The organism is Methanobacterium spitsbergense (assembly GCF_019931065.1).
In the GTDB taxonomy this organism is placed as follows: domain Archaea; phylum Methanobacteriota; class Methanobacteria; order Methanobacteriales; family Methanobacteriaceae; genus Methanobacterium_B; species Methanobacterium_B spitsbergense.
This window is the reverse complement of record NZ_JAIOUQ010000009.1, coordinates 109,314-122,900: the sequence shown is the minus strand read 5'-3', so window position 1 is coordinate 122,900 and position 13,587 is coordinate 109,314. Positions and strand designations below refer to the sequence as shown.

Below are 13,587 nucleotides of genomic sequence, written 5' to 3'. Positions count from 1 at the left end.
AATGGCAGACATATGTGAAATATTTAACCCAATCAGAGCTAAGAAATGATTCAACATTCTATTTCATAGTTACTCTAAAAATCTAATATACTTTCACAACTCCAATTACATTTGCTGTTGGAAGCCAAGTATTCAGTGGAGTTTTTTCAACTGTTACAGTTTCAACAGATCCATTTGGTAGTGTTGTTTGAGTGTTGATTATCTCGATATTTTTGTTGTCACTAGTTAAATAAACTTGATTCACTTCAATAATAGAAAGTCTCTTAACTATCAACCCATATGTTGGATGTATTGCAACTACAATATCCCCAACAGTTAGATTATTAGTTTTAAGTACTAAAATACTCTGTCCATCTTTTAATGTTGGAACCATTGATGTGCCCTTAACTTTTGCTGCCATGGGTAGTTGATTGATACCGTACTGGGAAAAAATGTTAACATTAGCATTATAACCATATTTAGATGCAATTGATTTGATATCTGATTTTATATTATCAACAGTGCTATTAGGTGATTGTACATCTCCAGAAGCTTTATTTTTTATTTCTTTCTCCATTTCAGAAGGCACAGTCCATACTAAAAATGTTTGGTAGTTTACATTTGTACTGGTACCATCTGTGTTTATTGTTATCGACAGGTTATTTGATTCCACAATAGAATAGATTGATAAAGCTAGAATTAACACTAGTACAACTCCTAAAATTAGCCAATTGTTTGATCTCATCAAATTCACCGCCAATTTCCAAGTTTATATAAAAAATTTTTAGTGGTAACTATGTCTAGTTGACCTGGAGCGGATTTATTATTTAATGATGCAAATGTGATTGGAGAACCAAAAAGAGGGGCAATAATCCTTGTATACATTCCAATATCACCCATTGCAATACCAATAGTATCTTGAACCTGGGATAACACATTCAAAACAACAAGTGTATCAGAAATATTTTGGGGCATCACAGAAAACTTAGCAATAACTCCCAGCTTTTTTTCCCTTCTAACTATTTCTAAAAGAAAATCAATTGAAGGTGTTTTATTAAAATCATGATATGAAATAATGGTAGATTTAGAGCCATTAATAATCTTTTTTAAGTATTCATCTTCAGTTTCAAGCTCTATATCGACAATATTAGCGTGTTTAGCTGCCCCCAGTAGAATATCAATTCTTTCAGACTCTGAACCCTTGAAAAAGCCTCCCTCTTCCATTTTTCTATTGGTTGCAATTAATGGAAAGTTAATTTCCTTGATTATGCTTGAAACATCATCAGGATTGGGATTATTCATTACATCTATACGAAGTTCCAGCAAGTCTGCACCTGCTTCAATTGAATTTTTAGCAGATTGTAAAACAGACTCATAATTTTTTTCAAAAATTGGAACACATATCATGGCTCTGTTATTCAATTCCCATCACAACTCCCATTTCATATCCTGCTAAACAAGGATTAAGAATACTTTTGATAATTATTATTGGGTTTTGTTTCATAAATATTCATATGCAATCCATGAAACATGTAATTGTACAGCAATTAACACTGGATAGATCAATATCTTACACAAAAATCTATAAAAACAAGTTCCCACAATATAGCCCTATACCATGGGAATAGGTTACAAGAACAATTAAAAGGTTTAAAAAATCTAAAATCCGAAATGATTTTGTATTTATAATCTAGTAAAACACAACTTGGTAAATGCAAACTCCAATTTATAATGCATCTTAATTGAAACCCACAAATATTGAAGGTGATCTACTTGAAATTAACATCTATTGGTGCAGATGTTTCAGGAAACGATGTTTCCTGCAGCCGAAACATGATACAAAACATTGAGAATGATATACATAAACTTTTAGATATTGGAGCACATAAAGCTGCCTTAACAAATATTACAGGCGATGACATAGTTATAAGTGCGTTTGTACCGGATGATAAACTTGAAACTATCAATCAGGCAATAGTTGAGATTTTAACAGAAAATGCCGAAGATTTAGGTGATATTGGTGGTATCTCCAAAACTCCAGAAGGAGCCGGCGAAGGCATATCTTATGCCGAAGCTAAAATAAATCAAGATCGTTACCCTGATGCAGTTATACTTGCCTTCGACACTTATGGTGGGGAACCTTTTGTTAAGACTGTTGTAAAATCATCTATAGATGCTGCTACAGGTATGGACAATGTCACAGACATAGGTGGTGGAAACTTTGGAATAGTCAAAATACCCGGTGTAGGCTATGTTTCAGAGGAAACAGATGATCCAGTTATCGCAGCCACAATAGAAGATATTGAAAGTGTTGGAATTGTTGCAGGGGCTATGGTAGGTGCAGCACTTGGAAACAAAAATGTTTATCTAGTAAGAAGAGGAACTCCTTCAAATGTTATTCCAGGAAGTGTAATATTATCTGTTTCAGCTTATATGAATGGTAATGTTATGGATCTGGCTGTACCACTAACACAAAGGATGAAAATTTTAGGATGATATGATTATCAAATTTATATTAATTTTATTGATGGATATTAACAATATAAAACATTAGGGCGTGAAAATATGATAATTCTTGATGAAAACACCAGATGTATTGTACAAGGAATTACTGGTAAACAGGGGTCTTTTCATACTGAACAGATGCTGAATTACAGAACTAATGTAGTTGCAGGTACAAGTCCAGGTAAGGGCGGTCAAAAATTTGGAGAACTTCCTATCTACAATTCTATTGAGGAAGCCAAAGAAGATTTGGATATTAATGCATCTATAATATTTGTTCCAGCATCATTTGCTAAGGATGCTGCATTTGAAGCTATATCCCAATTGGATCTTGCAGTTATTATTACTGAACATATACCAGTTCATGACTCAATGGAGATAGTTGAGTATGCTAAGAGGGAAAAAACAACAATTGTTGGCCCTAATACACCAGGCATAATAAGTCCGGGAGTCGGTAAACTAGGAATTATGCCCACACATATCTTCAACGAAGGAAACATAGGAATTGTTTCAAGGAGTGGAACTCTGACATATGAAGTTGCTAACCAAGTAACCAATTCCGGAATGGGAGAAAGCACATGTATAGGTATTGGTGGAGACCCAGTTGTAGGTCTTGACTTTGCAAATGTTTTACAGAGGTTTGAAGATGATGATGATACTGCTGCAATGGTAATGATAGGTGAAATAGGGGGCAATGCTGAAGAAAAAGCTGCAGAGTACATAAATAAAAACATAAGCAAACCCGTTGTAGCGTATATAGCAGGTGTGACTGCCCCACCAGGTAAACGAATGGGGCATGCCGGTGCAATAATTGAGGGAGAAAGTGGTACTGCTGCAAGTAAAATTAATGCATTAGAAGATGCAGGTGTTTATGTAGCAGAAAGGCCATCTGAAATTGCTGATAGAATCTGGGAGCTTTTGTAATTTTTATTTATCAATTAAATATATCAAAATGTATAGATATATTTAGATTAACAATTTTTAACTAAATTTAATATAATACTTCCCATTAACAACATAAAATTTAAATTTTAAAAAAAAACATTTCAAGTGGGTATTATGGTAGAAGAAAAAGAAATCATAGAAAAGCTATTGAATGGAGAATTGAAGATCCGTCAGATAGATGACCTAGTAGGGGATACAGAGAAATCTGTGGACATACGAAGAAAGTTTATCGAAAACGTTTCAAACACAAAACTTGAACATTTATCCAACTACTCACTTTCAATGGAAGAGGCAATAAAGAGGAATATTGAGAATCCAATAGGAACTATTCAAATACCATTAGGAATTGCAGGACCCCTCGAAGTTCATGGGGAATATGCCGATGGAGATTATTATGTTCCTTTAGCAACAACTGAGGGTGCCCTTGTTGCATCTATTAACAGAGGATTTTCAGTTATTAAAGCTGCAGGAGGAACTTCAGCTAGAATAATAGAAGATAAAATGACAAGAGCCCCTGTTATTAAAACAGAATCTGTTTCTGAAGCTATTAAAATTAAAGAGTGGATAAAACTACATTTCAATGATCTTAAAGAAGCTGCCGAATCAACAACCCGACATGGGAAACTTATTAAAATTGATCCAATAATTATTGTTGGAAAATATGTTTATCCCCGATTTGTTTATACAACTGGAGATAGTATGGGTATGAATATGGTTACAATAGCAACTGATACAGCTCTTAAAATTCTTGTTGAAAAAACTTCGGCCCATGTAATTGCTCTAAGCGGTAATGTATGTGTAGATAAAAAAGCTGCAGCAATTAATCTAATTGAAGGTAGAGGTAAAAGTATAGTTGCAGAAATTTCTATTCCAAGGGAAATTGTAGAGAAAAAACTCAAAACAACGCCCGAAGCAATAGTTGAAGTAAATGTATCAAAAAATTTTATAGGATCTGCAATTGCTGGCAGTATGAGCTTTAATGCACAATACGCCAATATGATAGGGGCTATTTTCCTTGCAACTGGTCAGGATGAAGCCCATATAGTTGAGGGTAGCCTTGGAATAACATTTGCAGAAGTAGTTAATGGAGATCTTTACTTTGCTGTAACACTGCCTGATGTGCCATTAGCTACATTTGGTGGTGGAACAAAAATAGAAACTGCCAGGGAGTGCCTTGAGATTATGGGAGTGTACGGCGCTGGTAAAGTTGGGAAGTTTGCGGAAATTGTTGCGGGAACTGTTCTTGCAGGTGAACTTTCACTCATTGGGGCGCTTGCTGCGGGACATCTTGCAAGGGCTCATAAAGATCTTGGAAGGGGATGATAATTTTTTTTTTGATCCAATTTTTTTTATAATAAATTTTTAAATATTATAACTCTTAGATTAAGTTAATTCTTATGATTACAAATGAATAATTGAACTTCAATTTAAGGAGAAATTTTAATAATGAAAATTACTGAATTAATACAGGAATATCTTAAAATGAGCCGTTATGTTGCACTGGGTACTCTAGACGGTATACTGGCAGTTATGGGTGTTACCCTTGCAGCAAGTGGAGTTGCAAGTGCTGGAGGATTACCAATACCTAACTATGTAATAGGTCTTACTGGGTTAAGTGGAGGTATTGCACTCGCACTTTCAAATGCATTTGGATCTTTTATTGGTGAAAGGGCGGAAGAAGCTCGTAATCTTAGGGAACTCGAACAGAAAATGGTTATTGAAGAGGGGACTCTGGATGATACATTAATACATAGACAAGCAAAAAAAAGAGTATATATGAGCATGTTCACTCATGGTTTTTCTAGTTTTATAGGTTCATTTGTACCTGTTTTACCATTTATCATATTAACAAATCGAACAACAGCTACTTTGACTACAATCACTTTTTGTTTCTTTGCTCTTGTACTATTAGGTATTTATCTTGGGAAAGTATCAAGGAAAAGTCTGCTTAAGACTAGTATCGAAATCGTTCTTATTGGTGTCCTTATAGGTGTTGTAAGCTTTATTATTGGTGGAGGACATTGATTTATTATTTTAATTTATTTCCTATTTTTTAGTATATTATACTCCAAGATCAATCCTGTAAATCTTCTCTATATTATCAACATGGATTTTATAGGCATCCTCTTCGCTTAATATTCCCTGTTTTAGATAATCTTTTGTGCGTCTTGGAACTGTTTTCGGGCCTAAAACTGCACCGGGTCTAGTTTTGTCATCTAGATAATCTGTTTCCATGAAAAAATTATTTCCCTTTTTAAGTCCTTCCTTTATAACAGTTTTTGTTGCAATCAATGACGGTGTGAGCCCATGATTTTCTTCTTTTAGAACGCATGCTCCTGAGAAATGTTTTATAATTCGATTTCTTGGGATTCCAACATCATCTGCCATTTCAGCAAATTCAAGAAATTGTTTAGGTCCTGCTGTCTCAGTGTGTAATTGAACTGGGCATTCTGCATCCTTTGCAAGTTCCATTGCATATGAAATCAGTCTGTTATGAACTTCGAGTTCTTCTTCGGATACATCATAGTGTGGTCTTCCAATTTCACCTATTGCCACTGCTTTTTGTTCTAAAACTAGCATCTGTGCAGTTTCGAGAGCATTTCTCATTAATAATTCTGCTTTCTCAATATCCATACCTGATTTTAATCTGCGTGATAATTCAGCAGGATGGGCACCAACAACTGCAAAGGCTTTTACAGGTGTGCATTTTTTGATTTCTTCAACATATTTTATGACTAATTCCATTGATTCCCGAAAACTGCAGTTCTCATTAACTGTCCATGTAGGTTTATTAGGAACTATCATAAAACTACCACCAGCTCTATGGAACTTATTTGCAATTTCAATTGGCCCTTCACCGTTTATAGGGTCTATATGTATATGGTTGTCTGTCACAGGAATATTGTCCATATTATGAATCCTCCATGGAATAATCCATATAAAATTCAGTTAATCATTAAAGGTGTATATCATCTTTATATTATTTCCAAGTTCATCTGATCCATAAGGGCTTTTTTAAAGACTTCTACAGGCGGTTCAATTCCGGTCCAGATCTTAAATGATTCGACTCCTTGGTACATTAACATTTTAACTCCAGAGATAGGTTTTGCTCCTGCCTTTTCAGCTTCATTCAATAAACCAGTTTTTAATGGATTGTAAACTATATCATTAACAACTAGATCTTCATGCATCATATCTGCTGTTACAATTGGTTTTTGACTTATATTCGGATACATTCCAATTGGAGTGGTATTTACAAGAATATCTGTATCTTTGAGTTCTCTTTCAAGTTCATTTCCAAGATCTGTCACTAGTACATTTGGTTCAAGCTTTTCAACAAGATCATCTCTGAGTTCTGATGCCCTTTCAATGGTTCTGTTAGAAATTACAAGATTTTTCGCCCCACTAAGAAGAATCTGAAATGCGACTGCCCGTGCTGCACCACCTGCACCTAATATCATGACTTTCTTATTTTTAACTGAAGTTATCTCATTAATTGCCCTTACAGCCCCAATTCCATCTGTATTATGGCCTACAGCACCGTTTTTTCCAAATTCTATAGTATTTACAGCGCCTATTAATCCTGCGGCAATATCCAGATAATCTAAATATTTAATTACCTCAGTTTTATGAGGTATTGTTATGTTTAAACCTTTAATCCCCAATGCATATGCTCCTGCTATTGCATCTTCAAGTTCTTCTGCATTCACATGGAAAGGCACGTAAATATTATTCATATCCAACTCCTTAAAAGCTGCATTGTGCATCCCTGGCGATAATGTATGTTCCACCGGGTCTCCAATAATACCAAAAACATTCGTTTTGCCATTTATCATTAAAAGGTACCTTCTTTTACATTTTTATTTAATTTCTTAGAATTATTTGATGGTGTATAATATTTGTTTACTCCATGATATCCTTAATTTTTTCTTGTACTGCTTTCCCAAGTTTAAGATGCTCCCCAACATCAGGATGTACACCATCTAGTTCACTTGCAACAATTATTTTGGAAGTATCAAGGAATTCGCAGTTATTATCTTCAGCAATTTTGGCGTAATACTCTGGTAATTTGCATGATACATCATATGAATCTTTAAATTCTTCTGAAATATTTTCTATCTGAGTTAAGTATGGAGGAGCCATTAAAAGAATTTTAGGTGCTGTACCATCTGGCCCTGATCCACTTTTCTTTATAATCTCAACTAATACTGTTATTCCATGTGAAATTTCCAATGCAGATAATGAAAACCTTTTTTTAAGATCATTGGTGCCTAGAAGTAGAATGCAAAGATCAATTGGTTTATGGGTGTGAAGACAAGGTTTTAGATATTTTAACCCATTTTTAGACTCCTGATAAAGTGGATCATCCAAAACTGTCGTTCTACCATTTAATCCCTCTTCAATGATGGTATAACCCTCAAATAAACCTTTTTTGACTAATCCTGTCCATCTTTCATTTGTTTTCATTCTATCCGGTTTTGCAGGGTTATAACCCCAGGTTATGGAGTCACCATAGCAAAGAATGGTTTTCTCTGTCATGAATTATAGTTTATTCTTTATTTGTAATTAATACTTAGTCAATGATAATTGTATCAGATAATAAAATATATTTATTATGATGTATTATAATGAAAAAGGGTGAATTAAGATGATATAGCAATTTAAAAAAAATAATCAAAATGTTTGAGTTAATGTTTGGTTTTATGAATAAATTGCATTGAATAAAAAAAAGAAGTTGATAATATGTGGGGTAGAAAAGAACATATGATGGGTGGAAGTATGATGAATGAAAAAATGATGGAAATGATGAGTAAAGAAGATATGATGGCTATGTACGCTATGAAATTAGATTTTAAAATAGCTAAGATGGAACTCAAACTTGATTATCTGAAAAAAATGCGTGAAATGTTAAAGAAAAAAATGTGAATTAGAAATGGGTAAAAAAAATTAATTTTACCCATACATCATTTTTTTTTTTATGTATAGAAAAATGGAAAAAATAACTGCCCACTTTTCTTTAATTTAGTTAAAAATAGTTGAAATGAATGTTAAACTATTTTCATTGGATCTCATTTTGATAACTCAGTACGATCTCAGCCCAACCCTTTGGGATAGCTACAGAACCCTCTCTTTTTACAGATAACAGATCCTCTATTAACATTTCCAGTATCCCCAATTCCTAACATATCCACAATATTCTAATCTCAGAAACTTTTTATTGGATAATATTAAACAATTTATGATTATTATCATATTTCTCTTTGTTTGATAAATCTGTAAAAATAGGAAATTTGGGTTATTAGAAATTCTTTTATAATGTGGACTTCATATATTCCAATATATAGGAATTATATTGTTGAACTGTTAACAGCCATATATAATATTAAATAATGAGCCTAAACTGTTGGTTTGAGGTGTATAAATGCTAGCAAAACAGAGATTTGTTCTTGATACAACTGCTTTTACAGATACACAGCTTCGTGATGAATTTGGTGATGGAGATCTATCTAAAACTGTTGATGTTTTATTAGATCTCATTGCAAAATCAAGGATCAAACTCAATATAAGCTGTCACATGCCACCAATAACATACAAAGAATTTACAGATTATATGGCACGTTATGACTGTCCAAATACAACCATGATCAAAGCAGAAACATGGATCGTTAAAAAAACACCAAACCGTTATGATACCAAAATCCCTTCTGAAATTTTCTACGAATATGTACAGGATATGAGGGAAAGGATGAATAAAGGGATGAGGATATCTGAAAGTGGAATTTGGGAGGCTGCTGTTGAATCAATGGTTATGATGTCCCGTGGAGAGAAAAAAGTAGATATAGAAGCCAAAGTTTTAAGTAAAGCCATAACTGACTTTAGAAAACGTTACAGGGCTGCGCTAAGAAAGGGAACTTTGGATAGTGCCCCTGATCTAGATGTACTTCTCCTTGCAAAGGAATTAAAGGCAGGAGTAGTGGCTGCAGATGAAGGTATCAAGGTTTGGGCAGAAAGACTTGGACTGAGATTTTTAAGTGCTAAATCATTTCCTAAAATGATGGAGGAATACCTTCAACATTATGATTAGAATTTTTTAAGATTGCTAATTAAAAAAATTTGCATCATGAAATCTTTTTACTGAATAATAATTAATTAAAAAATTCACTGATTAATTACTGTGAACTACCCCTCCCTTTCGGAAGGAGCTTCTTCCTTCATTAAATCCACTAATGTGGTTTTTTTCAGAGAAGCTTTAATTTCCGTAGTTCCTACGGTACTGATTAGATTAAGTGTAGTATGCTTGGTTATCGCATACGATAATATTAATTATTGTTAAATTATTATTTATATGTAGTGGTTGGATTCATCCCCACCCTCACACATGGAGTATTCTCCAACATTAAGATAAATTATTTAAATATGATCAATGAATAGTTTGTAAATTGAGAAACTAATAATTCATTAATTTTTACCCAGATCATAAGGCAGGAGAAAAAATGGAAATACAAAGACCTAGGGGAACACGTGATTTTCTTTTTAAAGAAATGAAAGAAAGAAAAAGCGTTGAAACCACAATGAGACGAATATTTGAAACTTATGGTTACAGTGAAATAAAAACACCAATTTTTGAAGAACTATCACTATTCACAACCAAATCTGGTGAAGGCATAAAGGATCAAATTTATCATTTCCAAGATAAGGGAGGAAGAGACCTTGCACTTAGACCAGAACTCACAGCACCAGTTGCTCGAATGTATATAAAAGAGCTTCAAAAAACACCTAAACCCGTTAAAATGTACTATTTTGGAAGTTGTTTTAGGTATGAACGACCTCAAAAAGGTAGATGGAGACAATTTTGGCAGTTTGGTTGCGAACTAATAGGCGGAAAATCTCCCGGATCTGAAGCAGAAGTAATTAGTATGGCTGCCCACTGCCTTGAGGAACTTGGACTCAAAAACTTTGATATACACATAGGAAATCTTGGAATTTTAAGGAACATATTAATTGATGCAAATATTCTTGGGAAACTACAAGATCAAGTAATGGGAATAATTGACAAGGGTGATATAGAAGAACTTGAAAAACTACTTCAGGATATTGATTTGGATAGTGATTCTAAGGAATTGTTAATGAAACTCATTGTAATGAAAGGTGATAGTTCCATAATTAAGGATGTTGAATCCCTTATCAACTGCAATGAACATGCATGTAACGCTTTATCTGAGCTTGAAAAGCTTCTTGAATCTCTTAAAGCATTTGGTTTCTCAAATTATGTAGTAAATCTGGGAATTGCACGAGGATTGGATTATTATACAGGAACTGTGTTTGAAATTTATGTACACGGTCTTGGTGCACAAAAACAGATAAGTGGTGGAGGAACCTATAATTTAATAGAGTTATTTGGTGGTGAAAATGTTGAATCTACTGGATTCGCATTCGGTTTTGATAGAGTTATGGATGCCCTTAATAAACAAGAAAAATCAATTGAAATTGAAAGATCAGTAAAAGTCTTTGTTGCCCCAATAAAAAATGATTTGAAACTTAAAGCATTTGATATAGCCCAGAAACTAAGGAAAAATGGCATACCAACCGATGTTGATCTAGTTGGAAAGAAACTTAAAAAAATATTGTCATTTGCAGATTCTATGGGAATAAATTACGTGGTATTAGTTGGTGCAAGGGATATAGAAGAGGGTAATGTTACTGTTAAAGATATGACAAGTGGAGAACAGGAAATAATTGATCTTGAAGATATAATAGACACCTTGAAATCTAAATTAATGATTTAAAAAAAATGATTTTCAAAAAAATTTCATTTTTAATTGTAAATTACTATGAATATAACACAATATGGTGCTGACAGTACTGGGAGATGGTTTGATGGATGAAAAAGATCTAAATCTTAATTTCAGGCATGAAGTTGGGGGAGAAAAACTTGTTATAGCAATAGCACAAGATTATGAAAGTTCTGAAGTGATTATGGTTGCTTATATGAATAAGGAAGCCCTGATGAAAACTCTTGAAACAAAAATAGCCCATTATTGGAGTACATCAAGAAATAAACTTTGGCTCAAGGGGGAAAGTTCAGGACATACACAAGAAGTTCAAGAAGTATTAACTGACTGTGATGAAGATGCAGTTCTTTTGAAGGTCAGACAGAATGGAGGGGCTTGTCATGAAGGTTATTATTCTTGTTTCTTTAGAAAAATTCAAGATGGTGGAAATTTAGAAGTGGTTAAAGAAAAAGTTTTTGATCCTGAAAACATTTATGGAGATAAATGATGAAAATAGTTCCAGATACAAGTGTTATAGTTGATGGAAGAATTACTAAACTAGTTCTTGGTAAAGATTACCATGGATGCGATGTTATTGTTCCAAAGGCAGTTATATCAGAACTTGAAAATCAGGCCAATAAAGGTAGAGAAACCGGATTCAATGGGTTAGGGGAGCTTAAGGAACTTCAAAAACTTTGCAGAGAGGGCAAAATAAAACTTTCATACGTTGGTAGAAGACCCACCCCTGATGAAATATCCCTTGCAAAAGGTGGGGAAATTGATGCCATGATAAGGGACACAGCAGGTGACAACGAAGCAACACTCATAACCAGCGACAGAGTTCAAAAAGAAGTAGCCGAAGCCCAGGGACTGGATGCAATTTATTTGAAGCCTGAAATGATAGGATATAAGGAACTAATAATTGCCAAGTACTTCGACAAAGACACTATGTCAATCCATCTCAAGGAAAATGTCACACCAATGGCAAAAAAGGGAACTCCAGGCAATATAAAACTTGTTAAAATCAGACAACGAATTCTGAAACGTGGCGAACTTGAAAAAATGGCCAGAGAAATTACAGAAATGGCAAAAAGTGATTTTAAAAGTTTCATCGAGATAGAGATGGAAGGAGCAACTGTAGTCCAATTTAGAGAATACAGAATATCAATTGCAAGACCACCATTTTCAGATGGAGTGGAAATAACTGTTGTAAGACCTATTACCAAGGTTTCATTAGATGATTATAAACTTCCTGAGAAACTTTTGGATAGATTAAGAAATAGTGCAAAGGGAATTTTAATAGCTGGGCCCCCTGGTGCAGGTAAAACAACTTTTGCTCAAGCAGTAGCAGAATTTTATAGTAGAGATATCGGGGCAATTGTAAAGACCATGGAATCACCAAGGGATCTTCAAGTTGGTGATGAAATTACCCAATATGCACCATTAGAAAAGGATATGGGGAAAACGGCCGATATATTACTTTTAGTAAGGCCAGATTATACTATATACGATGAACTACGTAAAACTAAGGATTTCCGAATATTTGCAGACATGAGGCTTGCAGGTGTGGGTATGGTGGGAGTTGTACATGCAACTAGACCCATAGACGCTATACAAAGGATAATAGGAAGGGTAGAACTTGGAATGATACCGTCAATTGTTGACACAACCATATTCATAAACGATGGGCAAGTTGCAGCCATTTACGATGTTAAACTCACAGTAAAAGTTCCAACAGGAATGATCGAAGCAGATCTTTCAAGGCCAGTAATTGAGATTAGAGACTTTGAAACAGGTGATCTGGCCCATGAAGTCTATACTTATGGAGAACAGACAATTGTAATGGAAGTTGGTGTAGATAAATATGAAAAATCACCAATAGAGAAGATTGCTGAGAAAGAAATAATCAAAGAGATTCGAAGCAGAATACCCGATGCAACTGTAGAAGTGGATATGAAATCTGATAAGCGTGCAACTGTTCATATAGATGAAAAGAATATTGCCAAGTTGATAGGTAAAAAAGGAAAAACCATTGACGAAGTTGAAAAGAAGATTGGAATAAGTATAGGTGTTGAACCACTGGAAATTAATCAAATTAAAGATATGTTCCCTGTTGAAACAGAACTCTCAGGTAATTATGTAATGCTGAACTTCCAAAAAGATACTGTTGGCACTCCATTTGATATATTGGTTGAAGATGAATATCTATTCACAGCAACTGTGGGTAAAAAGGGAAATATTAAGATTAAAAAAGACATAGAACTTGCAACAATAATAATTCGTGCCATGAAAAAGAATATACCCATCTATGCAAGGATAAGGAAAGAATAAATTAAAATTGAATAATTAACTAAGTATATCCACATGCATATACTTTTCAATGCTCAGA

14 protein-coding genes are annotated in these 13,587 nt (G+C 34.0%); 9 read left to right on the top strand and 5 right to left on the bottom strand.

Annotated features, from left to right (window positions below; translation table 11 throughout):
- Window positions 1-82 precede the first annotated feature (82 nt).
- Entirely contained in the window at window positions 83-724 is a 642-nt protein-coding gene (locus K8N75_RS08520) for a S24 family peptidase (RefSeq protein ID WP_223791647.1), read from the bottom strand.
- 5 nt (window positions 725-729) lie between these two features.
- On the bottom strand, window positions 730-1,401 hold the full coding sequence (gene aroD / locus K8N75_RS08515) for a type I 3-dehydroquinate dehydratase (protein ID WP_223791646.1): 672 nt from the start codon (window positions 1,399-1,401) through the stop codon (window positions 730-732).
- A 351-nt stretch (window positions 1,402-1,752) separates the two neighbouring features.
- Here aroD and K8N75_RS08510 point away from each other — a divergent pair, with 351 nt between their 5' ends.
- The 4 genes from K8N75_RS08510 to K8N75_RS08495 all read left to right on the top strand — a co-directional run bounded on the left by K8N75_RS08510 (window position 1,753) and on the right by K8N75_RS08495 (window position 5,451).
- The gene (locus K8N75_RS08510; RefSeq protein WP_223791645.1) at window positions 1,753-2,475 is read left to right on the top strand and encodes a hypothetical protein; all 723 of its coding nucleotides are present in this window, start codon (window positions 1,753-1,755) and stop codon (window positions 2,473-2,475) included.
- Between the two features lie 69 nt (window positions 2,476-2,544).
- On the top strand, window positions 2,545-3,405 hold the full coding sequence (gene sucD / locus K8N75_RS08505; RefSeq protein WP_223791644.1) for a succinate--CoA ligase subunit alpha: 861 nt from the start codon (window positions 2,545-2,547) through the stop codon (window positions 3,403-3,405).
- Window positions 3,406-3,540: 135 nt separating this feature from the next.
- Complete coding sequence (gene hmgA / locus K8N75_RS08500; RefSeq protein WP_223791643.1) at window positions 3,541-4,749, top strand: hydroxymethylglutaryl-CoA reductase (NADPH); 1,209 nt, start codon at window positions 3,541-3,543, stop codon at window positions 4,747-4,749.
- Between the two features lie 123 nt (window positions 4,750-4,872).
- Window positions 4,873-5,451: a TIGR00267 family protein gene (locus tag K8N75_RS08495; RefSeq protein WP_223791642.1), complete on the top strand. Its 579-nt coding sequence runs from the start codon at window positions 4,873-4,875 to the stop codon at window positions 5,449-5,451.
- A 36-nt stretch (window positions 5,452-5,487) separates the two neighbouring features.
- Here K8N75_RS08495 and K8N75_RS08490 read toward each other — a convergent pair whose 3' ends face one another.
- The 3 genes from K8N75_RS08490 to K8N75_RS08480 form a co-directional block, all read right to left on the bottom strand.
- Complete coding sequence (locus K8N75_RS08490) at window positions 5,488-6,336, bottom strand: TatD family hydrolase (RefSeq protein WP_223791641.1); 849 nt, start codon at window positions 6,334-6,336, stop codon at window positions 5,488-5,490.
- 65 nt (window positions 6,337-6,401) lie between these two features.
- Window positions 6,402-7,262: a shikimate dehydrogenase gene (locus K8N75_RS08485; RefSeq protein WP_223791640.1), complete on the bottom strand. Its 861-nt coding sequence runs from the start codon at window positions 7,260-7,262 to the stop codon at window positions 6,402-6,404.
- Between the two features lie 67 nt (window positions 7,263-7,329).
- Window positions 7,330-7,965 carry an SGNH/GDSL hydrolase family protein gene (locus tag K8N75_RS08480; protein ID WP_223791639.1) on the bottom strand — a complete coding sequence of 212 codons (636 nt, stop codon included), beginning with the start codon at window positions 7,963-7,965 and terminating at the stop codon, window positions 7,330-7,332.
- Between the two features lie 204 nt (window positions 7,966-8,169).
- Here K8N75_RS08480 and K8N75_RS08475 point away from each other — a divergent pair, with 204 nt between their 5' ends.
- From K8N75_RS08475 to K8N75_RS08455, 5 genes are all read left to right on the top strand, one after another.
- On the top strand, window positions 8,170-8,352 hold the full coding sequence (locus K8N75_RS08475; RefSeq protein WP_223791638.1) for a hypothetical protein: 183 nt from the start codon (window positions 8,170-8,172) through the stop codon (window positions 8,350-8,352).
- Window positions 8,353-8,848: 496 nt separating this feature from the next.
- The gene (locus K8N75_RS08470; protein ID WP_048191200.1) at window positions 8,849-9,511 is read left to right on the top strand and encodes an RNA ligase partner protein; all 663 of its coding nucleotides are present in this window, start codon (window positions 8,849-8,851) and stop codon (window positions 9,509-9,511) included.
- A 409-nt stretch (window positions 9,512-9,920) separates the two neighbouring features.
- A complete protein-coding gene (hisS, locus tag K8N75_RS08465) occupies window positions 9,921-11,213 on the top strand; it encodes a histidine--tRNA ligase (protein WP_223791637.1) in 1,293 nt (430 codons plus the stop codon).
- A gap of 91 nt (window positions 11,214-11,304) precedes the next feature.
- Window positions 11,305-11,706, top strand: coding sequence for a phosphoribosyl-AMP cyclohydrolase (gene hisI / locus K8N75_RS08460; protein WP_223791636.1), 402 nt, complete (start codon window positions 11,305-11,307; stop codon window positions 11,704-11,706).
- On the top strand, window positions 11,706-13,529 hold the full coding sequence (locus tag K8N75_RS08455) for a PINc/VapC family ATPase (protein ID WP_223791635.1): 1,824 nt from the start codon (window positions 11,706-11,708) through the stop codon (window positions 13,527-13,529). The genes hisI and K8N75_RS08455 overlap by 1 nt, the downstream gene beginning before the upstream one ends.
- The last annotated feature ends 58 nt before the right edge of the window (window positions 13,530-13,587 follow it).

Bases quoted from the DNA above. Each gene is read 5' to 3' on its own strand.
- K8N75_RS08520 (WP_223791647.1), bottom strand. From the start codon at position 724: ATGAGATCAAACAATTGGCTAATTTTAGGAGTTGTACTAGTGTTAATT.
- sucD (WP_223791644.1), top strand. From the start codon at position 2,545: ATGATAATTCTTGATGAAAACACCAGATGTATTGTACAAGGAATTACT.
- hmgA (WP_223791643.1), top strand. From the start codon at position 3,541: ATGGTAGAAGAAAAAGAAATCATAGAAAAGCTATTGAATGGAGAATTG.
- K8N75_RS08495 (WP_223791642.1), top strand. From the start codon at position 4,873: ATGAAAATTACTGAATTAATACAGGAATATCTTAAAATGAGCCGTTAT.
- K8N75_RS08490 (WP_223791641.1), bottom strand. From the start codon at position 6,336: ATGGACAATATTCCTGTGACAGACAACCATATACATATAGACCCTATA.
- K8N75_RS08485 (WP_223791640.1), bottom strand. From the start codon at position 7,262: ATGATAAATGGCAAAACGAATGTTTTTGGTATTATTGGAGACCCGGTG.
- K8N75_RS08480 (WP_223791639.1), bottom strand. From the start codon at position 7,965: ATGACAGAGAAAACCATTCTTTGCTATGGTGACTCCATAACCTGGGGT.
- K8N75_RS08475 (WP_223791638.1), top strand. From the start codon at position 8,170: ATGTGGGGTAGAAAAGAACATATGATGGGTGGAAGTATGATGAATGAA.
- K8N75_RS08470 (WP_048191200.1), top strand. From the start codon at position 8,849: ATGCTAGCAAAACAGAGATTTGTTCTTGATACAACTGCTTTTACAGAT.
- hisS (WP_223791637.1), top strand. From the start codon at position 9,921: ATGGAAATACAAAGACCTAGGGGAACACGTGATTTTCTTTTTAAAGAA.
- hisI (WP_223791636.1), top strand. From the start codon at position 11,305: ATGGATGAAAAAGATCTAAATCTTAATTTCAGGCATGAAGTTGGGGGA.
- K8N75_RS08455 (WP_223791635.1), top strand. From the start codon at position 11,706: ATGAAAATAGTTCCAGATACAAGTGTTATAGTTGATGGAAGAATTACT.